We start from the raw sequence: 26396 nt of genomic DNA on the forward strand, positions 1-26396 counted from the left end.
ATGTTGTTGATTGCCATTTCAGATACATGTTCACAATATATCCCTACGTTGAAATCAAGGTGATCCGAAATTTAAATATAGTGCAATTGTTTTATAAATACAGCGAAAGAAAGTATAAATGTGATCAATATTTAGAATGCCAACTAAATACCATAGCGTGTTATATAAACTGTGAATATCGTCAGTTTGTATACTATTAAACTAGTTTGCGAGTTAAACAAGCGTCGATAAATAACTGTAATGGTAAATAACGGTCGTTCTAAATAGCAGTAGTGACAAACAGCTTCGGCAATAAATGTTCAATAATAAGTAATGGTAGATTAAAACAAGCTCTGATAATCACTGAGTTCCGTTAACTCATCTTTAGCCTCATCAGAGCTTGATTGTTATTGTTATTGTTATTGTTTTGCCATTGCCATTGCCATTGCCATTGCCATTAAATCAGGTTACTTCTTCTTAACCACTTGTTTAATCGCCATTTCAGCTAACTTCGGTGTTGCGGCTTTCAGTGCACTTGGTGCTACTTTCTTACCGGCTTTTACCGCTTTGTTCAGTTGTCCTTTAACCGACGTCCCTCTTTTCATTGCTTCAAAACGTTGGCGATTTCTCTGAACGTTATTTGCGTCAGCGATGCGTTCGAGCAACGTCTGCCTTAAAGTATCTAAACCAAACTCCCCCTTTTCTGGCGCAATCGCCAGCGGCAAAGCAATGTCCGGCTGTAACAGTGTTTGATTGTATTCGAGCGCTTGAGCAATGATCTTACCCTTGGCCGATATTGGGTTCTCTAAGTCATACGGAGGTTGCCACTCATCTACAGGCTTTAACCTATCTACTTGATTCACAACCAACACCACAATCGGCTTCTTGCGCGAGATGTTCTTAGGATCGTCATAGAAAGCATCAAATCGATCTTTCAACTGCTTATCCAAATCACGCGCAGACTGATTGGCTTTAAGTACCCACAGCACCACATCGGCTTGGGTCATCTCTTTCAGCATTAAGGCTTCGGTTTTGGCATTGCCGTCAAGCCCTTGTAGATCAACCACTCGAACGTCATTGTCGTCGACAAACGCGTTGTAGACGGTTGATGTATCGGTTGATGGTAGAACATCGACTTCAGCAACCAGCTCTTGCTTAAGGGCATTAATCAGGGAGGATTTTCCCGAACTTGTTTGCCCCACCAACACAATTCGCACGGGTTCTAATTCAGGAGCAAAACGTTTCTCGTCGACTTCTGACACATCAGATACAGTTAACGCTTCGTCTTCAATGCTGAATCGCCCGCTATAAAGATCAATCGCTACTGCAGCCACTTCATCAAGTAAGGCCTGTTTGGCGGCGTATTGCATGTCATCCACCACGCCTTTGGTCATGGAAGATGTCGCTTGCTCTCGACCTAAATCGGAAATCACCTTCAATGGATTCAAATACAGGTTCTTAAGGTGGTTGCCCCAGATAGCCGCTTTGAAGATCTTCTGCCCTAGCTCACCGTATTTGTCATAGGCTTCATAGCCCGCTTTGATGTAGGAAACCTTGAGATATTCGATACCCGGAATGTGTTCTTTCACCACCAACTTGTAGCGGCGACTGACCTCTTCGAAGAGTTTTAGGCCTTCAGGGATAGAGAAGTCGAGTGATTTTTTATCAAACTTTTTGGCGACAAACTCAAGTACCTCTAAACCGGTTTGGTCGAGGTTGCCCCACTCTATCTCGACCATTAATTGCTGTCGTACATAGTGCTTTGAATCATTCCAAATCAACAACTCAGCTTGCGACCATTCATCGGATGCTTTGACCATCGCATCATTTATTAACGCACCATTGACTAACGCATCATCAGTGTCAGCAGTCTTAGGCGGTGATTCGGTTTCATCCTCGCTCGCTGGGTTTGCAGACGTATCGCTATAAGTTGGCTTCCGCGAAGAACGGCTAGAAATGAATAAAGGAATGGTGAACACCAAGGTACTCACCGCAATCGCAATCGACATTTCCAATAAGTAACCGTATTTGACCGCCAAGAAGACACCAAAACCCATCATGATAATGCTTGGGAAGATCGCCGAAATCAGAGCTATGCCCCAACGCCCACTGGATAGCACAGCAAGTAATCGAAAGAGGTTTCTAATTTTCTTCATAGCCCGACGCCGCCTTACCTTTTTTCAGGGATTCTTTGTAGATCTTCTGCATCTCTTGTTCAGAGACTTCTTCGCCTTTGTTCTTATGATAGAAGTAAAAACAAGCCGCGCGACCCAAACCATAAGAGGTTCCGAAACTCATGGCCGCAGCAGCAACTGCCCCCACCGTTTGACCATACACTGGAATCAGCTTTATCAGCTGTCGAGTTCCCAATTTCATTCCGTATTGCAACGCAAAGCTGCTTCCCAAAGTGCCTATCAACTCGCTAAACACTCTCTTGTTCCATTCGACCCCATATTGGTTCGCCAAACTATGGAGCATTTTCGCTTGGATCGCAGGTACAGACACCAAGCCAACCCCCGGAATAAGGTCACTGGCGGCGGCGCTTCCTGCATACCAAAGCACTTCATTTTCTACTTGGTCAAAGTTGGCTTCTTCTTGGGTAGAATGCTCTTTGTCTACCACCATCATGCCAATAACAGGAAGGATGTTGGTCAGCTTTTCTAACAAAACGTCAAAGTTATATATTGAGCCACTGTTATTGCTCGAATCATCCGTTTCGAAATCCACCGCGACGGATTCAAAGCCCTTGCCCCAAACCTTCTCTACTTGATTAGAATTGAACTGAATTTGCCTTGCTCGGTCGGTTTCACTCGAAGACAACACCGCCGTATGAACAAGCAGCAAGTGCTTAATTTTCTTTTGCTTCTTAATCTGTTTCAGAGCAGCAAGTACCGAGGATTGTTCAGGTTCATCGGCTTTCATCACCACGACTAACGCATTACCTGCCTGACCAATCTCTTCTAGGTCTTCTTTCGCATCGTAATTCGCTTCACTTAGCCCTCTGGTATCAAGAAAGCGCATCACCGGTTTGTCTTGCGGAAACTCATACGACATCGCCGTCATGGTACATGGGGCAAATCCATTGCCGACTTCAACAGAAGAGTCACCCGTGACCGCTTGAATAAACGATGACTTGCCCGCGCCCGTTTTACCCAACAACCACAAGGTCGGAAGATGTTGACGCTGATATTCATGAGCCTGAGTCAGATCGGGATTCTTGCTCGGATTGATGAAGTCTTTTATTTGATCAAACATGGTTAGACTAACTCTCACTTTATGTTGAGATTCGGTTTGGTGACAAGGCGCGATGACTTATATAATCACAGCATCGTATTTTACTTAAGTTGTTCAGTGGCGCGTTTGTTCAGTGTCACTGTTTTACAATGCTTAAGCGCTTGTTTTTATGAGCCTGTTTTATATACGGTTCTATCACGTATTTAAGCCTGCTCCAAGCTATTGATATGCATGTAGCCATAGTTACCACGGCGGTCTATTCACAATGAGTCGCCAGCAACAAACACAGAGAGCTCAAAAAGAAGTATGGAACAAATTTATTTAGCAGGCGGATGCTTGTGGGGCGTGCAAGAGTTCATTAAATATGTACCCGGAGTGATCAGTACAGAAGCCGGTCGTGCCAATGGCAGCGCCCAGCCAACAGAAAACGAGACAACACAAAGTGATGAGACCCAAAACGCTTATGATGGTTACGCAGAGTGTGTCCAGATTGAGTTTGATCCGAGCATCACGTCAGTCACGGTTTTGATGGAGCATCTGTTTGAGATCATCGACCCATACAGCGTAAACAAACAAGGGGTTGATGTGGGCGAGAAATACCGCACGGGTGTATACAGCACTAACGCCCTGCACTTATCAGAAGCTGCGAACTACATTGCCTCTCGTGAGGACGCAGACCGAATCGCACTCGAGATATTGCCGTTAACTCACTATGTCGCGAGTGATGAGATCCACCAGCATCACCTAAGCCAATATCCTGAGGATCACCACTTGTGCAATATCCCTTGGGATCTGCTGCATAAATACAAATCCTAGGCTTATACGTTAAATCTTAAGCCCTGAGCCTAAAACCTAAAATCAGGACACTAAAAAGCCCCAATAGACATTTACCTATTGGGGCTTTTTCAGTTTCTAGTGTTTGGATCACCTATCGAGTCGTTCTCGAATCGCTCTCCACACTTATCTCACTACTTACATGAGCTCGAATACTGATTACTTCTTGGTATTTTCAAGCACGTAATTTGGACCCGCTGTTTCAGCCGTTACCACTGCAAGTTTAGACACGTCAGCACCTTCGCCTTGGTAAGTGTTGATGCCGTTCTCAACCGTCACTTTTGGTAGTTCAACCGAGTAGCTTTCGATCAGTTCAGAATCCGTCACTTGACCCACGTAAGTTTCATCTGTGTAGGTTGCGCCGACTAATGGGAAGTCATGAGTTGCGCGAACACTGACAAACTCAGGTGATTGTGAGTTATCAACCACATTGTGTTTGAACGCCACATCCACACCTGCGTAAATACCTTCAACTTCTGCGTTGTTGAATAGACTTACACGGTGGCTTTGATTGCCGTAAACAATGCCCCACTCAGTATCGACTAGAGAGTTGTTCTCAATCGTGATGTTTTTCGGCGTCCATTGCTTATTCAACTCTTTGCCCTTCACTGATTGATCTAACTGCTCGCCATTCGCTACATCGATAATGCCGGTGTTAATAACGATACCGCCACGTAGGTCAGCGTTACCTTCAATCACACCATCACGGCCACGAGTGTTAGCAATGTAGTTGTTACGAATCACATGGTCTTCATCGTAGATACGCATACCACCAGTTAGGCGTTTCTCGTTACCCAGAATCATGTTGTTCTCAACCGTATTGCCTTTACCGTGACGCAGTGAAATCAGTGCCGCGCTTTGGAAGATGGTGTTGCCTGCAATCGTGTTGTCACCCGACTTAATAGAGATAAGCTCGCGCTCGCCATCCATATCGATCATTAGGTTGTTTACGAACTTAGAGCTTGAATCCCACTGTGAAGATTTAGAATCGCCGATGCGAATCGCTTCCCAGCTGTTGCCGTTGTAACGAATCGCTTCTTTGATATCGAATTCGTTGAACTGGTTAGGCTTTTGATCCATGAAGATGTTATTTGCGATCAGGTGGTTATCCGCTGTGTCATCTTTTTGAACGCCGATCAAAGTGCCGCGCTTCTGCTTACCTTCGAAACGGTTGTTGATCACTTTACCGTCTTTGCCCCATAGCGAAACCCAAAGGTACTTTGGATACTCAGAACGACGCTCGTCTGGCTCGTACGTGTAGTCGTGGTTGAAGTAGTAGAACGTTGAGTTTTGCAGCGTGTTGCCATTACCCATCATACGTACTGCGCCGAAACGTTCGTTTGGACCACCTTCCGTAAACACTAAGCCACCAAGCGTAATGTCGTCGCCTTTTAGCTCGAACTGAATCAAACCAGTGATCCATGCAGAACCTGCTTGCTCTGCTTTAATAGTGATGTCATTCGCGGTAATCGTCACTTGACCTAAGTTCGCGTATTTACCGTTAGGGATAACAACTTCGTCGCCATCTTTTAGGTTTTCAAATTGTGCTTTAAGCGCAGCGACTTGCTCTTCTGATGCAACGTCTAAGGTGTCACCATCAACTTCAGTTAAGCGGTCACTGCTCAATAGGTAACTACGGTCGATTTCGCTAATAGCGGGCGCAGCTTGTTCAGCGACATTGACTACTGGTGCTGTTTTTTCTTGTGTTGTACAGCCTGTTGCAAAAGCGAGCGTGAACGCGCTAATAATGCTTACCGATAATAGTTTTTTGTTCATCGTACATCTCACGTTAAATATTGGATTATAAAAATGACGACCACCCATTCAGGTGGTCGTGATGTTATTTTGGATGCGTATTAAATTAGCCTTCGGCTGGCGTCACTTCGTCTTGTTGCTCGACTTTGTCATCGACCGCTTTAACAAGTAACAGACCGACAGAGAACACAATCAAGCCACACAGAACGAATACCATGCGTCCCCACATTGGGTTTGGCAGTACAAACATGGTCATTACGCCCACACCCGCTACCGCGATAAGTGAACCCAACATACGACGTTGTTTGTTATCCAGTTTCTTCTGTTCATTACTTTCAGCAACTAATGGTGTCGCTAGGTTGTTGAAGAACTTGTCGACATCTTTCTCACGGTGTTCCGGTAATGGCTTGTAGAACAGTGTTGAAAGAACAAAGAAGCCAGCAGTGAATACGATGTGACCAATAAGGCCGATAGCCACTTTCAGGTCAGCCCACTCACGACCCGTTAGCTCATTTAGACCGAACCAGTTTTGGATCATGTCAGCAGTGATAACGAAACCAACGAAGTAAGAAACCACACCACCCACAACTAGCGTGCCCCAGCCAGCCCAATCCGGTGTTTTACGGATGAAGAAGCCACAGAATGCTGGAATCGTCATAGGGAAGCCGATCAATGCGCCCACGTACATCATGGTGTCGAAAAGGCTCAGACCTTTAAGAGAGTTGATGAACAGAGCAACCAAGATGATTGCGATACCGAAGAAAGTAGATGTTAGCTTAGAAACAACCATTAGCTCTTTCTCTGTCGCTTTAGGGCGAAGAATCGGCTCGTAGAAGTTCTTAACGAAAATACCTGAGTTACGGTTTAGACCAGAATCCATTGAAGACATCGTTGCTGCAAACATAGCGGCAATCAGAAGGCCAACCATACCAACTGGCATGTACTCTTGAACGAAGTAAAGGTAAGCGAAGTCAGCAGCTTTACTGCCTGCTTCTGGGTAGGCTGCTGCTAAATCAACACCTTGACCCGCCATGAACCAAGAAGGCATGAACCAAATGATTGGACCAAGCGTCATCAGTACACAAGCAAGTAGAGCGGCTTTACGTGCGTTGTTTGAATCTTTCGCAGCAAGGTAGCGGTAAGAGTTCAGCATGTTGTTGGTAATGCTGAACTGCTTTAAGAAGATGAACACAGCCCAGATGCTGAAGATGCTTAGGTAGTTAAGGTTGTCACCCGTAATGAACGAGTCCGTTGGGAAGTCGCTAATGATCTGAGTAACACCGCCACCGTGGTAAACCGCAACCACAGCACAGGTCACCGTTACTGCCATGATGATAACCATCTGCATAAAGTCAGATGCGATTACCGCCCAAGAGCCGCCCGTTACCGACATTATCAGTACGACAAGGCCTGTTAGAATGATCGTGGTTGTCATGTCGAAACCAAAGATCCCTGATGCGATGATCGCAAGACCGTTCAACCAGATACCCGCAGAAATAACGCTGTTTGGCATACCCGACCAAGTAAACACTTGCTCATTCACCTTACCAAAACGCATACGAATCGCTTCAATTACCGTCACAACACGCAGTTGGCGGAACTTCGGAGCAAAATAGAGGTAGTTCATTAGGTAACCGAATGCGTTAGCGATGAAGATAATCGCTACGGCAAAACCATCGGTAAAGGCTTTACCTGCGGCACCCGTAAATGTCCACGCACTGAACTGGGTCATAAATGCAGTTGCACCTACCATCCACCACAACATGTTACCTCCCCCACGGAAGTAATCACTTGTCGTACTTGTAAACGTTCGGAACATCCACCCTATCGCAATTAAGAATAGGAAGTAGATGCCAACTATCAGGGTATTGAGTTCCATCTTTAGACCTTTTATTTATGTTTTTTGTTGAGGTCACTATAGATAGATGGCTAGCACATTTGTACTACAATAATCCAAATGCGTGACAGTGATCTTACAGTCTGACACTCAATTAATCATACAAGTGATCAAGTTCAAAGTTGCACCACCTAGGAGCGCAATTCCTCAAGTCAGTGCAGTCATCCGCACTAAATTTCGACCAAAACCCCGAAAAACATGAACAAAGTCTCTAAAAACCGAAGAATGCTCGTTAAAAATTATTATTCGTCACGATCAAAGCTCAAATGTGAACAACAAAAAAATCGTTAGATATAATTTATAAAAATGAATCAAACCAACATATTTATAATACAAATAAGATTGGATATTTGCTTTTAAAAGTTCCCTATATTAGGTCGCTAATAATGAAAACTTGAAAACCACTATTAGATACTGACAGGGATACACGGAAGTGAAATGCTTTTAACACACCCGTTACAGTTTCTCTCGTCCATTAAAAAGGTGTCATTATGAAGAAATACGTTCCAATCTTAATTGCTCTTAGTGCGGTATCTTCTATGAGCTATGCAGCAACACCACGTGAAGATGCTGTTGACTACTTACAGATGCGTAAAGGCGTGGCTTACCAAGTAAACCATTCAAAACCCTTTACTGGTCAATTTGAAGAGAAGTTCGATAACGGCCAAGTCGCGACCCAAGCTCAGTTTGCCGATGGCTTAGAACTTGGGCTAGAAACTAACTGGTATCCGAATGGTCAAGTCGCCTCTAAAGTGAATTACGTAAAAGGTGAGCTGCAAGGCAAAGCTGAAACCTGGTATCCAAACGGACAGAAAAAAGCAGAACTCAATTATAAAGACAATGAACTATCAGGCACCGCCTCTCGTTGGTATCCCAATGGTGAACAAAGCCTGATCGCTGAATACAGCGACGGACAAAAAGATGGTTTGGTAACGGACTACTACCCTAACGGTAATAAGGCAAGCCAAGCGAAGTTCGATGAAGGTGAAGTCGCGAACGGAAAACTAACTCGCTGGAATACTAACGGTGACAAGGTTGAAGAACTGACCTTTAAAGACCACAAAATCACGTCTAAACAGGTGTGGATGCCGACAGAAAGCTAAATACAAACGGGTGAGTACTCGTGTTACAAAGCACAAGTACTCATCTTCTTTAATCTCAAGTAAGCACTGTGCTCTCCATTAATAAGATCTATTGACCTAATCTCCCGCTCCTTCCTTTTCCTCTCCCTTTATGTCCAAAACAATCACTAATAACAAAATAATCATCAATAGCCATTGAAAATAATAAATATTTAACTTGCGCATAACCTTTCCATAAAATACTGTAAGCAAACGTTTCCGTTGCGAGTCAGATCTCAATTACCGACCTCGTAAGCTATCTACACGCAAATAAGAGAAACACGATTCCAAATACGTTGTTGAGTCATATTGTTCTGCTTTGGTGCCCGCCTATGAAAATTAAAACCTCCCTTTTTAGCCTAACTTGTTTATCCATTGTGTCTTTGTTGGTTGTTGTGTCATTCACTGAACTGGCCAACCTAAAATTAATCAAACTTGAAAAAACGCTGATCAAAGTAAAGTCGCTCGAAGTCTCTATGCTTCAGCTCAATAGAACTGAATTAGAGTTTCTAATAAGCCATGAGAAAGCACTCAAGCCAGTATTCGCCAAAGAGTACTCTCACTTTCAACAATTGATGGGGAGCTTTTCCGTCCTGCTCAAAGAGTTTGACATTGCAGTCCCAGAGTTAGACAAGCTGACACTTGAAGTAAAGCAATACGACAAAGACTTCTCTTTAATGGTAGATGCCATCGACCGCAACCCCGCCAAGGTCGCGGAACTGAAATCTGAAATGAAGATGCTGTTTGAAGACATCATCTCGATATTCATCAGCCTTGAAGGCCGCTTAGAACAACAGGTCGAATCAATTCAACAAACCATTACGACCTTTATTGTTGGCTCTATTGTTACCGTCGCTGCATTACTGATGGCACTATCTTTTGGCATTTCATCTCGTGTCGCGAAAAAAATAGCCTCGTTAAACTCAACCATGTTGTTGGTCGCGCAGCAACGTGACTTTACCGTAAAAGCCGACGACAGCGGAACGGACGAAATAGCCGATATCGCAAGGGCGTTTAATACCGTACTCGCTGATATTCGTCAGTTGGTCGGCCAAGTTCAGGGCTCTATTCAAGAGTTAGGCAACATATCTAACCAGCTTCAGCACGATGGAATGGAAGTTGAGAGTGCTTTAAACAAACAACAGCAACAAACCGAAAATATTGCGACCGCGATAAACCAGATGGGCAGCAATATTCAAAATGTGGCCACCAACAGCGAAAATGCCTCATCCAATGCACAAACCAGTTTCGCCACGGCGAATGATGGCCTGAACGACGTGGCATTCACCAGAGACACCATCAATACGCTTTCGACTGATCTCGTCAGTGCGAGTGAAGAAGTGAATCGCCTCTCTGTTCATTCCGAGAAAATTAATACGGTTTTAGAAGTGATTAAAGGCATTGCAGATCAAACCAACCTACTTGCTCTGAATGCAGCGATAGAAGCGGCGCGCGCTGGCGAACAAGGTCGTGGATTTGCCGTGGTTGCAGACGAAGTAAGAACCCTAGCGGGCAGAACTCAGCTTTCAACCGAAGAGATTTCAACGATTATTCAAGGCGTTCAAGACCAGACCCAAACGGTAGTGAATACCATTCAAAACTGTTGTGAGAAAGGCAACAGCAGTGTCGACTCTTGTGAGAAGGCACATTCAAGAATCACATCGGTTATCGCAGACATGGAAACCATTCTAAATAACAGTTTGGAAGTGGCGAATGCAATGAAGGAGCAAAGTGAAGTTACGTCAGAGATCATCGAAAACGTAGATGCCATTAAACAGCTGACACTGACGAATGTAACGAGCGCTTCAAAAAACGCAGCTTCTGCAACTTCAGTGGTAAAGCAAACGGATTCACTTGAACGTGCAGTCATCAACCTAAAAGCCTAGCTCTTAAGCCGTGGTTTACACGCTTATTGAGCCTCAAACGACTCTCTACTCAAATTTCAGATAAAAAAACGCTCATGTTGCCTGTATCAACATGAGCGCAAGGGCAGATCTTCGACTACCATCCCCTACCTTTCTTAACGAAAGCAGAAGTTATAATTAGAATAGTTGGGAGCAATAATCAAAATGCTTTCGCAAGCACTTCAACGATTTCTTCTTTATCGCAGGTTAGAACAACGAGTAACTATTCGAACCCTGTTCATTCCTATCAAGTTCATACTTATATAGCAGGCTATGTCACTGCCTTGCCTACTACATTTCAAACCATCTCTAATTGAGCTTTAAATCACCTCAAGCAATTGCCTCATGCTCTTAAAGCGGTTGGATTTAATCCAATTAGCTTCAAGACCATTCTTACTTATTCGGCTTTGCACCGTCAGTGCATCCAATCAACACAGCAAAGTTATGTGTTGCTATAGAAAGTTAGTAAATAATAATGTATTACAAATAAAAATGATATCTAAAGGTTCAATTTTTTGCTGTAGCGCACATTTATTGACGAACAAAACCATTAAGAATCATCACCTGCAAACCAATAAACAACTAAAAATCATTAACTTACTGTGATACCTCAACTTTGTAACCCTTTGTAAACAGTGGTTTTGTCACTACAACACGATCTAATTCACAGATCATCACGCCTCGGATCGTTACCATATTTGTATTATTTAAATGCAAAATAAATTTGAAATAGCCAAGAAATAATTTCGAAAACAAAATGCATTGAAGACAAGAACTACTCTATTTGGCTTGTAATTATGGCCAATACTCAACCTATAAATATGGAACTAATACCATGAATAAAACTAAAATTGTGATTGCTGTGGCATCTGTACTCGCTGCTGGCTCTGTATCTGCTGCGTCTTTCGATATGAGACACGAATACAAGAGTCATACAGATCAACACGCTACTCGTGTAAAACTTGGCGATAGCATTGGCAACTTCCTTGTAGATATCGAAGCGAAATTCAAGGGAGAAGACGGTAAATTCATGGAAGATTTGAAGAACAATGGTTGGGAGCTTGGTCTAAATTACCGTCATGTACTAAACGATAACTGGACAATGACTTACGGTATGCCAATTGAAGGTCGTGAATCTGGCGTTACATACAAACCTCAAGTTCGTGCAACATACAAAGTGGATAGCGTTGATGGCCTAAGCCTAAGTGCTCGTTACCGTTACGATATGAGACAGAATACGAGCAGCTCAGAGTACCAGTTCGATAGTAATGGCGATGTTATCGTTGATAGTGATGGTGTTCCAATTACGGTCGATCAGAATGTTTCTAACCAACGCCGCCACCGTCTAACGGCAAACGTTAACTACTCAATGGAAAACTGGCGCTTTGGTCTAGAAGGTAACTACTACAAAGCGGATGGATATGACATCTACGACAACGACGATACCAACTACGAGTTGAACGCTAGTATTCGCCACATGATGGGTCAATGGGCACCGTATGTAGAATTTGGTGATGTGAGCACTTCATCAACAAAAGCAACTCGTGAACTACGTAGCCGTGTTGGTCTAACTTACAGCTTCTAAGCCGCACGCTACGTGAAAAATCTAAGATAATTACTGTCCTAATTTTCTAAGACCTAACCAAAAGCCAGCTTAATCGCTGGCTTTTTTATGCTTTGAAATCAGTTCATTCAATAAGAATCGAGAGATTGAAATTACTGCCCTAGTGACTAATTCGATATAGAAATGAAAGTGTCACTTCATCATTAGGGACCACTCGCTTCTGCTGAGCTAACAGCAATTCTGCTGTTGAGACGGCATCGGCCAATGCATTGTGGCTGTTGTATTCAGGAAGCCCGTACCTTTCGCGAGTTCCAGCCAAGGTTAAGTCGACTTCTTCATGATTGCTGATCGCTTTCTCCATGCTCTTCTCAATACACAGTGTATCTAACCAAAGTAAAGGCAGCTGTCTTAAGCCATAGCATCTCAATAGATACTGGCTAATGAACTTCTCTTCAACCACACAAGCATGCGCGACAATGATCTTACCTTTTGCGGCTTCAAAAAACGTCAGCATCGCATCATGAATTGAAGCGCCCTCTTCCAGCATTTGAGGTGTGATGTGATTGATAACCGCGGTTTCAGCGTTAATCTGCGAATCGTTATTGAGATAAATATGCTTGGCCGACGCTAAGTCTATTCGCCCCTTGACCACATCGACCCAACCCATGGACAAGATCAGATCTTGTTCGCTGTCTAAGCCCGTGGTCTCAAGATCCAACACGATATAGTCGCTGTCTTTGGCCAAGTCCGTCATTTCAGGGCAAGGTTGTTCAACAAGATCGTGTAACGCTTCTGGCAATTTAACCGTATTCAAATACTGCTTACGCTTACGTTTAATTCGCTCAAGCGGATGAAAGTAATTTAAAAACGATTTCATTAGCGCGCTCCGAAACGGATTTTCGCTGCTTCTTGAAGATCGGCAATGATCCTAAAGGCATCTTTCAAGTGCTTACGTTCAAAGCTACCAAAACTGTCTGGGTTGATGTTGTTATCTGGTACTTCACCGTTCTTCAAGGCTTCTAACTGATGACCGAAACGGAAAGACAGAATGAACTGATACGCACCAAGGATGTTCTTGAACGCGTCATCACTCAACATGCCTTTTTCATTGGCTGCGGCAAAGCGTTCATCGGTTGCCGACAAATCACATTCCACCGCTAATCCGTAAATACGTGCAAGATCGATAATCAAGTTAATGGCGTACTTCTTCACGTTCAACGTTTTCTTATTCTCACCTGACTTCTCTAATACCAAACTATTGAAGATGCCCAATGGCGGATTGGTGTTCACCGCATCTTTCACTAGAGTGCTTAAGAACTCACGGTTACCGCGAATATTGGAATGCAGCTCATCACGAAGAATGCCTTCAAACTCACTGTTGCCATAGATAGTACGAATCTCTAGGAACACACTGATATTAAGTAAGCGTTCGTACTCAGGGTTTGCGACCCACTTTTTATAGTAGTGCTTCCAAACACCGAGTGGCTGGCACCATTTTGGTGTCGCCGCCATGAATTTACCCGGACACAGTGGGTAATCACAGCTCGCTAATCCGTTCGTTACCATCATCGCAAGGTGTTTAAAGTAAATTCGGTCGCTATCGGTTGCATCGTCAGCCAGTACAATCGCACTGTCTTGATCCGACAACATATGGACTTCATTACGAGCGTGCGAGCCCGCAACAATCCAAGAAAAATCACAAGGTGGTGGGCCTAATTTATCAATCGCTATCTGAATCAATCGGCGTGTGTAAGCGTCCATAATCATGGTCATTACCTTACCGACCGTTTCAGGTGCAACCTTACCTTCCACCAGCGCTTCAAAAATGGCTTGTCGTTCTGAAGTAAATGAAGACATGGTTTTTACGCTGCCCGCATATTTGATTTTCTCGATTAAGAAGATCGCTTGAACACGGTGGTTTTGAACCAAGTGAGACGTAGTCAGCAAGCCAACAACTTTGTTCTCTTTCACAACAGGCAAGTTGCGGATGTTGAATTGCATCATGATAGACGCGGCATGTAACACAAGATCGTCCGGTTTAACCGTCAGTGGAGAATGCGTCATCACCTCGGAGATCAGGTTATCGGTACTGACACCATGAGCAATCACTCGCTTGGTCATATCGCGATCGGTGATCAAGCCAACAATCGTTTCACCTTCATAAATCACCGCACAAGGTGAGCGTTGATGCAGCATTTCAACCGCGACCGATTGGATAGTTTGTTCAGCCTTAACGATGGCTACCTGCCCGCTTGCCACTTCTTCAACCTTACGAATGAATAAGCCTTTCTCTTTATTTGACCACACCACGTCCAATGCTGACTTCAAACGAACCTGAGCCTGCGACGCAAAGTGTTCTGCGCAGCTTGGAAATGCTTTGAACAGCGCTTGAAGTGCCGAGTGTGGAATCACATAAAGTAAGGTGTTTTCGATTGCGATCGCTCGATAGCCTTTCTCATCGTTGACTTCAGAGTCTAAGAACGTAAAGCCGAACAAATCTTCACTACCCAAACGCGCACGAAGTACACCATCCGACTTTCTTTGTTCCATAGAACCGGTCCGAATGATGTAGAGCGACTTTTCTTTACCCGACTCACACAAATCAACCACATCCCCTTTGCCGAGATAAGTGATCTGAACATTAGAGGCAAGTTCACGAAGCGCTTGTTTAGGGATCTTATCGAAAGGGTCTATCTGACCGATAAATTGAAGAATATTTGGCAAAAGAGACTGAGGCATAATCACACTCGCAATAATTTAATTAGTATTATTATATAACTTAAAATACTGGTTACTAGTGATTTTAATAAAACGATAAATAATAGATTAAATATTGGACACTGGTCAGGTTTTCATCAAATTTGAATACAAAAAAAGCACGTATCAAACGTGCTTTCTTGTCGTCCGGTTTGGTAACCGTTGCGATGTTAACTTTAATTATCTTAACTTTTTGAGATAGAAACCCTAAAGAGTGAACTTAGAACTCAGCACTAAAATACCTTCTAAAACAATTAGCTAAAACAATTAACTAGCAATTGGTAATCTATGATTTGTTTCTAATAGATGACTTGCTGATGCTTGACGTGCTTTGTCACTATTTCCAGCCATAATCGCTTCGTAAATAGCGCGATGCTCGTTAATGCATGTACTTCCCTCTTCCGAAGAGTGAGAAATAAAGTTAACAAACATGATCGTTAAAATATTACCGAACGGTAGGTAGAAATCGTTACCCGTTGCGTTGAAAATCAAGCTATGGAACTTCATATCAATATCTAACCAACGCTCTTTATCAAGAGTCTCTTCGCTAGATATCTCTACCATCTTTTGGAAAATTTCTGATAATTCAATTCGTTGATCCGCAGTGGCAAATGTAGCAGCCAATGCGCAAGCTTCAGGCTCAATAGCACGACGTAAACCTAAAAACTGGTGACAGAATTGGTCTGTATCCGCAAGTCCGTCCATCCATTCGATAAGCTGTGGATCTAAGAAGTTCCAGTATGCACGGTCGACAACACGAGTACCAATCTTAGGGCGAGATTCTAATAGGCCTTTTGAGGTCAGAAGCTTAACCGCTTCTCTTAATGCTGTTCTACTGATACCAAATTGCTCACACAGAGCCATTTCACCAGGGATAATAGAACCTTGAGGCAAATTGCCCGACAAAATACCACGAGCGATTTCACGTGCGACTTGCACATGAAGGCTTCGCTTAGAGCCTGAAATAGAATTGAAATGACCAGCCATGTGTCTACTTACTTATTAGATATGTATTATTTAATTCGGACTATAACACTGATTTATATCTCGACCAACTCAGCATCAGAATAACGTGAGGTCACTACCAATATAGGCTAGAGCATTATTTTGACAATCTTGTAAGTATTAAGCTCATCAAACCAAACAAGCCCATTTATTCATACAAATAGTTCTTATTTACACATTTTTTGTATGCGTTAACTCACAAAACCACTCTTCCTGTCACTATTTATGCCGTTAATGATCGGTTTTGAGATGAACATCCTTGAATATAGCAAGTGTTATTGTATGATTTATTAATGCAAATGATCTACAATATAGGCGACTCTGATGTTTAACGATTTAAAAGGCAAACGCATTCTAATTACTGGCTCTACTGCTGGTATGGGCTTAGCTACCGCACGTATTTTTGCAAAGTACGGCGCAAAGATCGGCATCAATAGTCGTGCTTTCAGCCCAAAAGTGGATGAGGTTCTAACAGAACTGACTGCACTTGGCGGCGATGTTGCGTTTTTCCCAGCAAACCTAATGGACACATTAGAGTGCGAAAGATTAGTTAATGAGTTCACCGAACATTTTGGTGGTATGGATGTGTTGATCAACAACGCAGGTGGCTTAGGCGGGCGTGCAAATCTCGAAGACATCGATGACGAGTTTTATGAGCGAGTCATGGATCTAAACGTTCGCTCTGCATTGATGACAACCAAGTTCTCTATTCCCCACTTACGCGCCTCAGCGGCTGAGTCAGGTCAAACATCGTGTGTTATCAGCACGGGTTCTATTGCCGCTCGCGAAGGTGGTGGTGTGGGTGCTGGTATCTATGCCGCATCAAAAGCGTGGTTACACGATATTCACCGTAACTGGGTGAAAGAGTTTGCGAAAGACAATATCCGTTTCAACATTGTTTCTCCTGGCACGATCGACACTGCATTTCACGATGGTAAAAGCGACGAGCTGAAATCAAACATTGCTAACAACATCCCAATGGGACGCTTTGGCAGCATCGAAGAAGTCGCCCCTACTTTTGCTTTCTTTGCATCGCACGCTTGTAGCGGCTACATCACAGGACAAATCCTAGATGTTAACGGCGGACAAATAGCGCCTTAGTAGGTAGCTAAGTTAAATACATAAAACCTGTTTGACAGGTACGAGTAGATGAGGGAAAACCTCACACTATATTAGACGTATACACTGACACCAAAACGCCAGATTCGTCTGGCTTTTTTTGTTTTTAAAATTTCAATTTCAGGTGGTTTAAATGTCAATATTTACATTGGTGGAAGATTCAAGCCGCCGAATTCATGTTCAAGTCGCGAGACAAATTGCTCGTAAAATCTTGTCTGGCGAGTTAGAAGAAAATCAGAAATTACCCAGTGAAATGGAGTTGTGCGAGATCTTTGGAGTCAGCAGAACTGCCCTTCGAGAATCGACTAAGCTGCTTTCAGCAAAAGGGTTGATTGAATCCAAGCCTAAAGTGGGCACTCGCATCAAGCCAAGAACGCAATGGCACTTTTTAGATCCTCAATTACTGTATTGGATTCAAGACTTAGAAGACACCAAGCCCTTCTTATCTCAATTTTTAGGGTTAAGAAAAGCGATTGATCCAGAAGCGTGTGCGCTTGCGGCATCCAACGCTACGGTAGAGCAACGCAAAGAGCTTTCGATTCTTTTCCAAAAGATGACCATCGCGGCAAACGGCTTTGATTATGAAGAGTGGACAACGAACGATCACCTGTTTCACCAAACAATTTTTCTATCGACGGGTAACCAATTTTATATTCCGTTCGCGAACATTCTCTCGACAATCTTCAAGCAGTTTATCGACCATTCAGCCGAAGGCGGCCGCTTCTGTTTAGAAGAGCACAAAGCGATATACGATGCGATTATGTCAGGCAATGCAAATCAGGCTCGAATCGCCTCTCAAGCTTTACTTGATGATGAAAACCAAAAGCTGTCTAGAGTTGAACTGGCCATCGCATAACCGAGATTTACCAGACTGACTCGTGTATCCCAATACACGAGTCAGTCATGTTTTAGCGCCCCCTTTTTTAACCATCCATTACCGTAGTGTTTCACCTATAAATGGTGAACTCGGGTCCTCTCAGAGAAAACTTACGGTTATACACATAAGGTATTGTTTGTGTCTTCGCAATCGTATGTAAGGAAAAACTTCTCTCTCGCTTGGCCCCTAGCCTTAAACGCATTATTGATGCAGTCGATGTTAATGATCGACACGCTATTGGTTTCTCCGCTCGGTGAAATTCCTCTTGCTGCCATGGGGATTGCTACGACCATCATCGCGTTTGTGTTGGGTATTCAAATGGCGCTGGCGAATGGTACGCAACTGGTTCTCAGTCGTGCGGTTGGTTCTGGTGTCACCTCTTCGTTATCCAAAGCATTTTGGGCAGGATTGTTCATCAACTTTGGCGTTGCAGCAATATTCTGGCTTCTACTTACCTTTTTTGAACAACCTTTAATTCAAGCCTTAACCGACGACAAAACTCTTCACCTTGAGATCAGCCACTATCTGGATATTTCAAAATATCTGGTGATTTTCACTGCATTAACGCAAGTTATCATCGCGTTATTTAACGGATTAGGAAGAACCAAAGTTCCGTTTAAAGGCTATTTGATCGAACTGCCGATCAACGCTGTGCTCTCTTATGTGCTTATTCACGGCTTCACAAACTTTGAAGGGGTTGGCGTACAAGGTGCCGCGCTCGGCAGCGTTATCGCTATCACTATTCGTCTTGTGTATTTGATTCTGTGTGTTCACTACGACTCATCTGTTTCACTAAAATTGGATACGGAAAAGTCAGAATTCATCACCAACATTCATCGCCACTTCATTGAGATATTCCCTGTCGCTGCGAATGTGACCATGCTTTCGATTGGTGCCACGATTTACCAATTGCTGTACTCGCAACTCAACATCAATGCCTACGTAGCGATTACCTTGGTGATGCCATGGATACGTGCAGGCACTCAATTTATTACCGCTTGGGCTCACTCTTCCGCGATTACGATCAGCCAAGCGATCGGTTCTAAGAAAATGGGTGACCTGACTAAGAACGTTGATACCAGTATTGATGTTGCAGTCGGTATATCTGTTGTTTGTGCGGTGTTGTTTGCAGGCTTAAGTTTGGTGATTGGCGATGTGTATCCAGACTTAGATCCTTCTACCTATCAAGCCTTGTCTGTTATTGCCCCACTCTACATCTTCTTGCCGATCGTTCGTGGCTACAACACCGTTCACGGACACGTATTAAGAGCACTAGGCAAAACAACTGACGTATTCAAAATCAACTTTACGGGTCAATGGGTCGTTTCAATCCCGCTTTGCGCATTGATCATCTTTGGTTTAGACGGTTCTATCTTTTGGGCATTTGCTATCCAACCATTCGAAGAGATAGTCAAAGCGTTCCCATTCCGACATCTAGCACGTAAGTCTTTAAAAGAGTTTGATGCAAACAAAGCCGACGAGCTGATGTATGACTAATCGTCTTACCTAGCTCCAGAAAAAGCTTCAGCTGAGCTGTCGACAACAACCTTGCCACTTGGCGAGGTTGTTTTGTTTTAGAAGCCAGACTTTGGGGCCTAACTAAATGGTAAGGAGTTGGAGGCTTGGTTGATCTGAGTTAACCAACGTTTAAGCATTGGATAGGATTCACCGTCAACACATCACTAGAAACGGTGTGGCGAACTCGACTGACAAAAAAGGCCACTTAACGTTGTGTTAAGTGGCCTTTGAACATGTTCTTTGAGGCTAGCGTGTCGATCGCCCTACTCTGTTATCTATCTAATCAGCTCTAGCTATTAACTGCTAACTGCTAACTGCTAACTGCTAACTATTTTCCATTCAGCTTAAGTGCTGAGAAAGTCACACTGTTGTAATCGCCATTCTTTTTATCGACAGCGAAATCGCCAGTACCGCCACAACCAGGCCCCCATACAGGGTGAGAATCACTCACGCTACATTGGCCGTATGCGCCAGCTTTGTAGTAGAAGTCATCTTCCGCATAACCCGTAGGTGAATCAAGTTCATCGATGCCCTTACTCAGGTCGATTTCATACTTAACTGTATCGTGGCGAGCCGTTTCAAATGTCAGGTACATCATGGTGCCTTTCACTTCCACTTTGTAACTGAACTCTTCACCTAACGCTATCCCCGCTTCACCCGGATCTGCTGGGTTTTCCCAAGTATTGCCCCATACTGGGTAAGCAATATCGGCACGGTTAGGATCTTTTTTCTCTAGGTTACGTTCATAGTTCCAGAATACTGAACCCATTTCTTGGTCAGGAAACTTCTTATAGAAGATCTTCAGTGGTTCATTACCATGCCCATAACCGGTTCCAGCTTTGATTAGCTCGTTGTGTTTTTTAGCATGAATCTGACCAACCACAACAGAATGCGCTGGGTATTTTTCTGGGAACTTAGCATTAACTGAGACGTGATTCACTTTTAGCGTCGCTTCTAGCGTTCCACCAACCGCACTGTATTCACTGGCTGCTGGATGGCTCGACAATGCCCACTGGTTTCCTTTATCGGCCGTATCAATCGAGAAATCGGCTCCGCGCGGCATCTGACGTAACTCTGAGCGAGCATTTTTCGAGTTCTTAGTCGTAATAGCTTGGTTCTGCACTTCAAATACAAGATTGCCGTCTTTATCGAGATGGAAGAAATCACTATGTGAGTAGCTCATCATGGCTACCCCTTCTATTTCATCAACACGACCATCTTCATTAATATCCGAAGGAATCGTTATTTTCCAATTATGCATATCGAATTTATCGGCAGGTACGGGGTAAGAAACACCGTTATTTGCGAAAGTAACCATTGGCACAGTCGCTAATAACGCCACTGCTAATATGTTTTTCTTAAACATGACTCATCCTTTATTGTTAACAGATACTGAGCACACTCTCAGCACAGAAACTGCTTTTGAACACGAATTAGTACTAAATATTTTCTCTTCGACTTAAATAAACCAACCAGTAAATAAGATTTACACTTAGCCATCTTTTAACTTTTATTAAACATTTGTCGATGGTTTATATCTATATCCCTCAACATGCTCCGCTATGTTAGAACCACAATAACTAAATCATCGACAAAAACGTGGCACCACTCAATATTTGTATTATTTTAACACATGGTAAATTTCAAGAACCCAAGGTTTGTTAATATGAGAACTGAGTCATGATTGATTTGATAGACAAGCCTTAAACTGAGATATTCATAACATTTAGCTATATAAATAGGCCATTAGTCGGAACTTTTGATAGATCTCACAGAAATTTAACCCAGGAATAAATACCATATTTGTCATACATTAATTTAATACCATTTATGGTGTTAATTTGTGAGCCGTGGGTATATTGGATGTATCCAAAATAAAAAAATAATAGTGAGACAAAGGTATGAACTCTGTTACAAAAATTGCTGCAATTGTTGCTACAACTCTTCTTGCAGGCACAGCGACTGGCGCAACTCTTGATTACCGTGCAGAACATAAGCATGAAGACGATAAATACGCGCATCGTATTAAAATTGGCGGAAGTACGAAAATAGCAGACGAGACAAAGCTATATTTTAGCGTTGAACAAAAGTTCGCTCCAAATGCAGAAGGCGATATATATAACCAATTGGAACGCGGAGATTCTGAATTTGATTGGGGGGTTCGTTATGCGCTAGATGAAAAATGGTATTTGCAGCCAGGTATGCCTATTACGTTCGGCGATGAAAAAATGACACTTAAACCACAGTTTCGTGTTGGGTATAAAGCCGACTTCGGCCTAACAACGGCTCTCCGCTACCGTCATGAATTCCAAAACTACACAGACAGTTCAAGCAGTTCTCTCACAAAAGTTAACGGCGACAAAATAGCATTAGCTGGTGAGACTGTTCAGCAAGGTAAATTTACATTGACTGGCGCTTATAAATTCCAAGACGAAGATTTGAAAAACCTTCAATTAAGTTATGAGGCGAACTACGTCAAAAGCTACGAAGATCAAGTCAAAGCGAATGGTGAAGATTGGGAATGGGATTTAGGTGTAAAAATCGGCTATAAATTCGATAACCTAAGACCTTATGTTGAATTTTGGACATCAGATTACGGCTCAGCGGAAGAGAATGAACGTCAGTTAAAAACACGCGTTGGTGTTACATACTCATTTTAATCGCTCTCATGAACCATATCTAACGTGTGCTCTAAATAGGCTTAGAAAATATCTAAGCCTTTTTTATATATAAATACCCCTCTCACTATACCCACCTTACTCACCATGCTTAGTTAATTAAGATCAATTAGTTACGTAAGATCATTGGGCTCGCGAAGTACAATTGGAACTAACCGATAAAACAACAAAAATGGCCGCTAGTACTAGCGGCCATTTTTGTATGTGCAGATGATTCGTTATTCCTGATATTTATCGTGCGACGTCGCTATTTTGTAGAATGTCGCTTGGGCATAGTCATCAAGCTCACCGTTGATGTTTTGATTGTAAACACCCGCTTTGAAATACATGTAACGCCCACCTTGATCGTAACCACTTTCGCTCATATCAACCATTTGAACAACGTCATCTTTGCCTTCACGCATCAGCGTAACAGTCATCGTGTTACCTTTTACATCAATGCGGTAGCTAAACGTCTCGCCAAGTGCAATACCTTGGTCGCCGATCTCTCCTGTCATGTCTCCGACTAAGTTGAAATAGTTATCTGTGCCTTTGTTGGTATTCTCATGAGCAAAATAAACCGTCCCTGTTTCGTGGTTTGGTAATTTTCGGTAGTAAAGACGAATGGGCTCATCATCTTTATCATGTATCTGACCAATGATGAAACGGCCAACTTCGTGCGCGTCACCAGTTGTCGTTGTATGATCAATCTTAAGCGTTGCTTCTAAAACACCATCAATCGCGCCTGCAGCTTTTAGATCTTCAACGGGAGCCGAACTAAATACCCAGTTGTTCTCATTGACACCTTTAGTGCTAATAGATGTATCACCACGACGTAACATCTCACGCATCTCTGTACGTGCATATTTCGTATTCTTTGAGGTACGTGTGCCTTTCACGTATGTCTTGAATACCAAGCCACCGTCGTCTGCTGTGTAGAAAATCTCTGGATGCTGATAACCATTCGCTAAGTTCCATTCAGAGACGTCGTCTGGCTTGCCGTTTTTATCGTGGTCAAAAGGTTGAGATAAATACCATGTCGTTAGATCGAAGTTTTCGCTTGGTGCATTACCCGCAAGTGGTGACTTTGGTAGATTAGTCGGTACAGGTAAAGGAGTGCGAGTGTCGCATTTTACTGTAGTTTCACAAGGATATACCGCTGGTTCCCCAAAGTTACCTTTACGTAAATCTTTACGTGCTTCCTTTAGTGCTTTAGTTGCTGCGGCCATTTCCGCGATCATCACTTTCTCAGCTTCAACCACATCATCGGTAATGATATGACTTACCGGACAAGCATTGATTCCACAGTTAATTGCTGCAAGCTCAGTAACTGAGTTCCAACTATTTTTACTGTTACCGTGACCTACATATTTTACATAGCGCGCTTGTACCGGTTGGAACTGAAAACGCTCTAAGCCAATCACTCTTCCCGAACTTAATTGACCTTCTAAAATCGTTGTCCAGTTTTCTCCATCAACACTGACGAGCAGATCGAACTTAGACTGGCGTTGGTCCCCTTTACTAAATGAAGCTTGAATCGCATCAATTTCAATCACCGAACCGTAATCTAACATTGCCCATTCACCCGCACCGTTTGCAGACCAACGAGTCGTGATATCTTGATCAAAGAGTCGATCAGGGCCGTTGCCATCGTGGCTGCTAGCCGTAATAACGGTCGGCGTTAAAATATTTGACTTGGTGTTAGAAGCACAACCCGATATTGCGAGAATGATAGAGACAGCTAAGACGCTTTTTAATTTGACCTGTTTCATATTGAATCCATTATTGTATTTAAGGTACAGCATTAAGAGCTAAAACGAGATCGACTATGATGACGCTAAAGCCGCTTAGCTAACTTCATCATCTCGACAAGTTTAAATTTTACATATTCTTATAATACAAATAAATCAATTGATAAAAGAAATGAGAAGATGCGCAACTCCACTGGGATTTTCTGATTTAAAAGTGTGTTGAGAGGCAAATCATAGTCACGATAAATAGTTAAAACCGGCTTAGTTTCTCGTAAAAAACTAAGCACACGAGAGAATAAGAAGACTATAAATTCAAATAGAACTGCGCCATAAATTTATTTCCTTTTAAAAGACTCATCGAGTCTCAACAAAAAAACGAGTGCTAAATCACATTATCTCCAACCAAGCATTCACTAAAGGCATTCAATCTTTAGATTTATTTGTAATACAATAACCCTTAATGTATGGTATATTTGAATCATAACTTAAGTTCTTTCTGGATGCTTTTGTGCAATTCAAAGTGGTAATTGAAGCAACTCGCTTTAAGGTCATTGAACACGTTTAACGCAGAAACTGTCGGGGGATCTCGTTAATCGTTATTTCACTTGGATTGTTCATTGGTTTTTCCAGACGGCTAGTCCGAATACGCCCACACAGTCACCAGCTGTGTGGGCTTTTTTTTGCTTTTCATTGACGTTGGGGATGTGATTGCTCAGCTGCACTAACTATCACGCATCAGCACTGCTTTGAAAGGTCGTTCTTAAATGGAAGTAGAAACAGGTAGAGTTTTGCGAAGGTAGAACAGAAAGAAGCAAAAAGGTAGAGCTAGAAGAGTAGAATTGATGGTAAAAAGCTTTGCGAGGAAGAGTGAAACCGTGGAAGCAAACAGAAAGTTGTAGATAACGCGGGATTTGAGATAAAACGGGCTTGTAGATAAGACTTTGTGTTAAAAAAAACGAACCTCGCGGAGGTATCGCCGTCTAACAGACAAGCAATACCCTGGCGAGGTCGTACGTCGATTACTTCTCTAGTTTAGCGAAGTAGTCGAAGATTACTGGTACGTCGTTGTTGCCCATGCCAGCGTCAACAGCAGCTTGTAGGCTTGTTGCAGTACCTTGAGCGATTAGAGACTCAGTACCTAGCTCTTCACAAAGAGCAAGGAAGTAACCAAGGTCTTTGTTAGCGTTAGCAACAGAGAAACCTAGCTTCTCTTCGCCGTCTACTGCGTAGAACTTACAGAATTGCATGAACGGAGAGTTAGATGGACCTGCAGACATAATGTCAAACAGTTGTTGGCCATCAACACCAGCGCGTTGAGCAACAGCGAAAGCTTGAGACATGGTCGCAACAGTTGTCATACCCATGAAGTTGTTTACAAGCTTAGTCACGTGACCAGAACCTAGAGCGCCTAGGTGGAATACGTTTTCGCCTTGCTCTTCAAGAACAGGTTTAACTTTGTTGAACGTTTCCATGTCGCCAGCAGCCATGATGTTCAGAAGACCATCTTTAGCGTGTGCAGGAGTACGACCTAAAGGTGCGTCGATCATGCCCGCGCCTTTTTCAGCAAGAGCAGCGCCGATTTTCTTAGTAGAAGCAGGGATAGAAGTACCGAAGTCTACTAGTACTGCGCCTTCTTTGATGCCCGCTAGAACGCCGTCTTCGCCGTAAACGATTTTTTCAACAACAGCTGAAGTTGTAAGACAAAACTGAACGATGTCACTTGCAGCAGCTAGTTCTTTAGCAGAAGTGAATGCAGTTGCGTTGCCGCGATCTGTAACGCGAGCAACAGCTTCAGCGCTTAGATCCATTACGTTTACGTGGTAGCCGCGCTTTTGTAGGTTTTCAACCATGTTGCCGCCCATAAGACCTAGGCCAATGAAACCGATTACAGGTTTAGTCATGTTCAAACTCCAAATATAGTATTGTATGATTATATGCTCATTATAATAACTACGTATTTCTCGTTACGCAATAGTTTTAGGGCATTGATTCGATGGTTCGATGTAAGTTGTGACGGGGATTCACTTTACGAGAAAATATGGGTCACGCTTTGTACTTACAGGAACTATTTGCCACTTTAAAAACCGTCTATTGATGAAATAACATACGTTAAATGTCATACGATTAGTAAGAACAAGCTACGCCTTTACCTATGTATAGTTCACTACTCCCTTACTCAGCCAGTGATTAAACTGTTCACAGAAAAGTAAGTCATAACAATTTCTAGGAAACAGGCGTTGGCGCCCTATTCTTCTAACAGAGCGATACATGCGGATCTCGTATATGACTCCTGCACATTTCATTCAACATATTGGTTAAGTACTACTCGGTCTTTGTGTATCAGTGTCCAGATTCAGCCCTTGAACCACTGACTTGGCATCGAGAAGTTATTTATCTCTGGCCAATCAAGTTTTCTTTCAACCT

The 26396-nt window shown here is 43.0% G+C and carries 18 protein-coding genes; 8 read left to right on the forward strand and 10 right to left on the reverse strand.

Going from position 1 to position 26396, the window contains the following annotated elements:
* Positions 1–446: 446 nt before the first annotated feature.
* Entirely contained in the window at positions 447–2135 is a 1689-nt protein-coding gene (locus QWZ07_RS15235) for a GTPase family protein (protein ID WP_192853368.1), read from the reverse strand.
* Positions 2122–3234, reverse strand: a complete 1113-nt coding sequence (locus tag QWZ07_RS15240; protein WP_192853369.1) for a YcjF family protein — start codon at positions 3232–3234, stop codon at positions 2122–2124. The genes QWZ07_RS15235 and QWZ07_RS15240 overlap by 14 nt, the downstream gene beginning before the upstream one ends.
* Positions 3235–3519: 285 nt before the next feature.
* Between QWZ07_RS15240 and QWZ07_RS15245 the strand changes: the two genes are divergently transcribed.
* A complete protein-coding gene (locus QWZ07_RS15245; RefSeq protein WP_192853370.1) occupies positions 3520–4029 on the forward strand; it encodes a peptide-methionine (S)-S-oxide reductase in 510 nt (169 codons plus the stop codon).
* A gap of 177 nt (positions 4030–4206) precedes the next feature.
* On the opposite strand, the gene QWZ07_RS15250 is transcribed toward QWZ07_RS15245, so the two are convergent.
* Both QWZ07_RS15250 and QWZ07_RS15255 read right to left on the reverse strand, forming a co-directional pair.
* Positions 4207–5823, reverse strand: coding sequence for a polysaccharide lyase 6 family protein (locus QWZ07_RS15250; protein ID WP_192853371.1), 1617 nt, complete (start codon positions 5821–5823; stop codon positions 4207–4209).
* Positions 5824–5908: 85 nt separating this feature from the next.
* A complete protein-coding gene (locus QWZ07_RS15255; RefSeq protein ID WP_065104081.1) occupies positions 5909–7681 on the reverse strand; it encodes a sodium:solute symporter family transporter in 1773 nt (590 codons plus the stop codon).
* Positions 7682–8190: 509 nt separating this feature from the next.
* Between QWZ07_RS15255 and QWZ07_RS15260 the strand changes: the two genes are divergently transcribed.
* The 3 genes from QWZ07_RS15260 to QWZ07_RS15270 all read left to right on the forward strand — a co-directional run bounded on the left by QWZ07_RS15260 (position 8191) and on the right by QWZ07_RS15270 (position 12309).
* Positions 8191–8802 (forward strand): toxin-antitoxin system YwqK family antitoxin, encoded by a 612-nt coding sequence (locus QWZ07_RS15260; protein ID WP_192853372.1) that lies wholly within the window; start codon positions 8191–8193, stop codon positions 8800–8802.
* A gap of 350 nt (positions 8803–9152) precedes the next feature.
* Positions 9153–10706, forward strand: a complete 1554-nt coding sequence (locus QWZ07_RS15265) for a methyl-accepting chemotaxis protein (protein WP_192853373.1) — start codon at positions 9153–9155, stop codon at positions 10704–10706.
* Between the two features lie 853 nt (positions 10707–11559).
* Positions 11560–12309 (forward strand): oligogalacturonate-specific porin KdgM family protein, encoded by a 750-nt coding sequence (locus tag QWZ07_RS15270; RefSeq protein WP_065104084.1) that lies wholly within the window; start codon positions 11560–11562, stop codon positions 12307–12309.
* 139 nt (positions 12310–12448) lie between these two features.
* Here the strand turns inward: QWZ07_RS15270 and QWZ07_RS15275 are convergent, their stop codons facing one another.
* The 3 genes from QWZ07_RS15275 to QWZ07_RS15285 form a co-directional block, all read right to left on the reverse strand.
* Positions 12449–13165 carry a 3'-5' exonuclease gene (locus QWZ07_RS15275; RefSeq protein WP_065111188.1) on the reverse strand — a complete coding sequence of 239 codons (717 nt, stop codon included), beginning with the start codon at positions 13163–13165 and terminating at the stop codon, positions 12449–12451.
* Entirely contained in the window at positions 13165–15027 is a 1863-nt protein-coding gene (locus tag QWZ07_RS15280) for a DUF294 nucleotidyltransferase-like domain-containing protein (RefSeq protein ID WP_192853374.1), read from the reverse strand. Before QWZ07_RS15280 ends, QWZ07_RS15275 begins: the two co-directional genes overlap by 1 nt.
* Before the next feature lie 285 nt (positions 15028–15312).
* Positions 15313–16032, reverse strand: a complete 720-nt coding sequence (locus QWZ07_RS15285; protein ID WP_192853375.1) for a FadR/GntR family transcriptional regulator — start codon at positions 16030–16032, stop codon at positions 15313–15315.
* Between the two features lie 342 nt (positions 16033–16374).
* Here QWZ07_RS15285 and QWZ07_RS15290 point away from each other — a divergent pair, with 342 nt between their 5' ends.
* From QWZ07_RS15290 to QWZ07_RS15300, 3 genes are all read left to right on the forward strand, one after another.
* Positions 16375–17151: an SDR family NAD(P)-dependent oxidoreductase gene (locus tag QWZ07_RS15290; protein ID WP_065104088.1), complete on the forward strand. Its 777-nt coding sequence runs from the start codon at positions 16375–16377 to the stop codon at positions 17149–17151.
* Between the two features lie 151 nt (positions 17152–17302).
* Positions 17303–18025, forward strand: coding sequence for a FadR/GntR family transcriptional regulator (locus QWZ07_RS15295; protein ID WP_065104089.1), 723 nt, complete (start codon positions 17303–17305; stop codon positions 18023–18025).
* Between the two features lie 228 nt (positions 18026–18253).
* Positions 18254–19543 (forward strand): MATE family efflux transporter, encoded by a 1290-nt coding sequence (locus tag QWZ07_RS15300; protein WP_241906909.1) that lies wholly within the window; start codon positions 18254–18256, stop codon positions 19541–19543.
* Positions 19544–19892: 349 nt separating this feature from the next.
* Here QWZ07_RS15300 and QWZ07_RS15305 read toward each other — a convergent pair whose 3' ends face one another.
* The gene (locus tag QWZ07_RS15305) at positions 19893–20930 is read right to left on the reverse strand and encodes a polysaccharide lyase family 7 protein (RefSeq protein ID WP_102311298.1); all 1038 of its coding nucleotides are present in this window, start codon (positions 20928–20930) and stop codon (positions 19893–19895) included.
* Positions 20931–21465: 535 nt separating this feature from the next.
* Here QWZ07_RS15305 and QWZ07_RS15310 point away from each other — a divergent pair.
* Positions 21466–22224, forward strand: a complete 759-nt coding sequence (locus tag QWZ07_RS15310) for an oligogalacturonate-specific porin KdgM family protein (RefSeq protein WP_065104092.1) — start codon at positions 21466–21468, stop codon at positions 22222–22224.
* Between the two features lie 236 nt (positions 22225–22460).
* On the opposite strand, the gene QWZ07_RS15315 is transcribed toward QWZ07_RS15310, so the two are convergent.
* Together QWZ07_RS15315 and QWZ07_RS15320 are read right to left on the reverse strand one after the other, a co-directional pair.
* Entirely contained in the window at positions 22461–23993 is a 1533-nt protein-coding gene (locus QWZ07_RS15315; protein WP_192853376.1) for a polysaccharide lyase family 7 protein, read from the reverse strand.
* 998 nt (positions 23994–24991) lie between these two features.
* Positions 24992–25873: an NAD(P)-dependent oxidoreductase gene (locus tag QWZ07_RS15320; protein ID WP_004733521.1), complete on the reverse strand. Its 882-nt coding sequence runs from the start codon at positions 25871–25873 to the stop codon at positions 24992–24994.
* Positions 25874–26396: the final 523 nt, after the last annotated feature.

The sequence above is a fragment of the Vibrio lentus genome, from assembly GCF_030409755.1.
Lineage (GTDB): Bacteria > Pseudomonadota > Gammaproteobacteria > Enterobacterales > Vibrionaceae > Vibrio > Vibrio lentus.

Bases quoted from the DNA above. Each gene is read 5' to 3' on its own strand.
- QWZ07_RS15305 (WP_102311298.1), bottom strand. From the start codon at position 20,930: ATGTTTAAGAAAAACATATTAGCAGTGGCGTTATTAGCGACTGTGCCA.
- QWZ07_RS15240 (WP_192853369.1), bottom strand. From the start codon at position 3,234: ATGTTTGATCAAATAAAAGACTTCATCAATCCGAGCAAGAATCCCGAT.
- QWZ07_RS15310 (WP_065104092.1), top strand. From the start codon at position 21,466: ATGAACTCTGTTACAAAAATTGCTGCAATTGTTGCTACAACTCTTCTT.
- QWZ07_RS15300 (WP_241906909.1), top strand. From the start codon at position 18,254: ATGCAGTCGATGTTAATGATCGACACGCTATTGGTTTCTCCGCTCGGT.
- QWZ07_RS15285 (WP_192853375.1), bottom strand. From the start codon at position 16,032: ATGGCTGGTCATTTCAATTCTATTTCAGGCTCTAAGCGAAGCCTTCAT.
- QWZ07_RS15315 (WP_192853376.1), bottom strand. From the start codon at position 23,993: ATGAAACAGGTCAAATTAAAAAGCGTCTTAGCTGTCTCTATCATTCTC.
- QWZ07_RS15320 (WP_004733521.1), bottom strand. From the start codon at position 25,873: ATGACTAAACCTGTAATCGGTTTCATTGGCCTAGGTCTTATGGGCGGC.
- QWZ07_RS15290 (WP_065104088.1), top strand. From the start codon at position 16,375: ATGTTTAACGATTTAAAAGGCAAACGCATTCTAATTACTGGCTCTACT.
- QWZ07_RS15255 (WP_065104081.1), bottom strand. From the start codon at position 7,681: ATGGAACTCAATACCCTGATAGTTGGCATCTACTTCCTATTCTTAATT.
- QWZ07_RS15265 (WP_192853373.1), top strand. From the start codon at position 9,153: ATGAAAATTAAAACCTCCCTTTTTAGCCTAACTTGTTTATCCATTGTG.
- QWZ07_RS15245 (WP_192853370.1), top strand. From the start codon at position 3,520: ATGGAACAAATTTATTTAGCAGGCGGATGCTTGTGGGGCGTGCAAGAG.
- QWZ07_RS15275 (WP_065111188.1), bottom strand. From the start codon at position 13,165: ATGAAATCGTTTTTAAATTACTTTCATCCGCTTGAGCGAATTAAACGT.
- QWZ07_RS15270 (WP_065104084.1), top strand. From the start codon at position 11,560: ATGAATAAAACTAAAATTGTGATTGCTGTGGCATCTGTACTCGCTGCT.
- QWZ07_RS15250 (WP_192853371.1), bottom strand. From the start codon at position 5,823: ATGAACAAAAAACTATTATCGGTAAGCATTATTAGCGCGTTCACGCTC.
- QWZ07_RS15235 (WP_192853368.1), bottom strand. From the start codon at position 2,135: ATGAAGAAAATTAGAAACCTCTTTCGATTACTTGCTGTGCTATCCAGT.
- QWZ07_RS15280 (WP_192853374.1), bottom strand. From the start codon at position 15,027: ATGCCTCAGTCTCTTTTGCCAAATATTCTTCAATTTATCGGTCAGATA.
- QWZ07_RS15295 (WP_065104089.1), top strand. From the start codon at position 17,303: ATGTCAATATTTACATTGGTGGAAGATTCAAGCCGCCGAATTCATGTT.
- QWZ07_RS15260 (WP_192853372.1), top strand. From the start codon at position 8,191: ATGAAGAAATACGTTCCAATCTTAATTGCTCTTAGTGCGGTATCTTCT.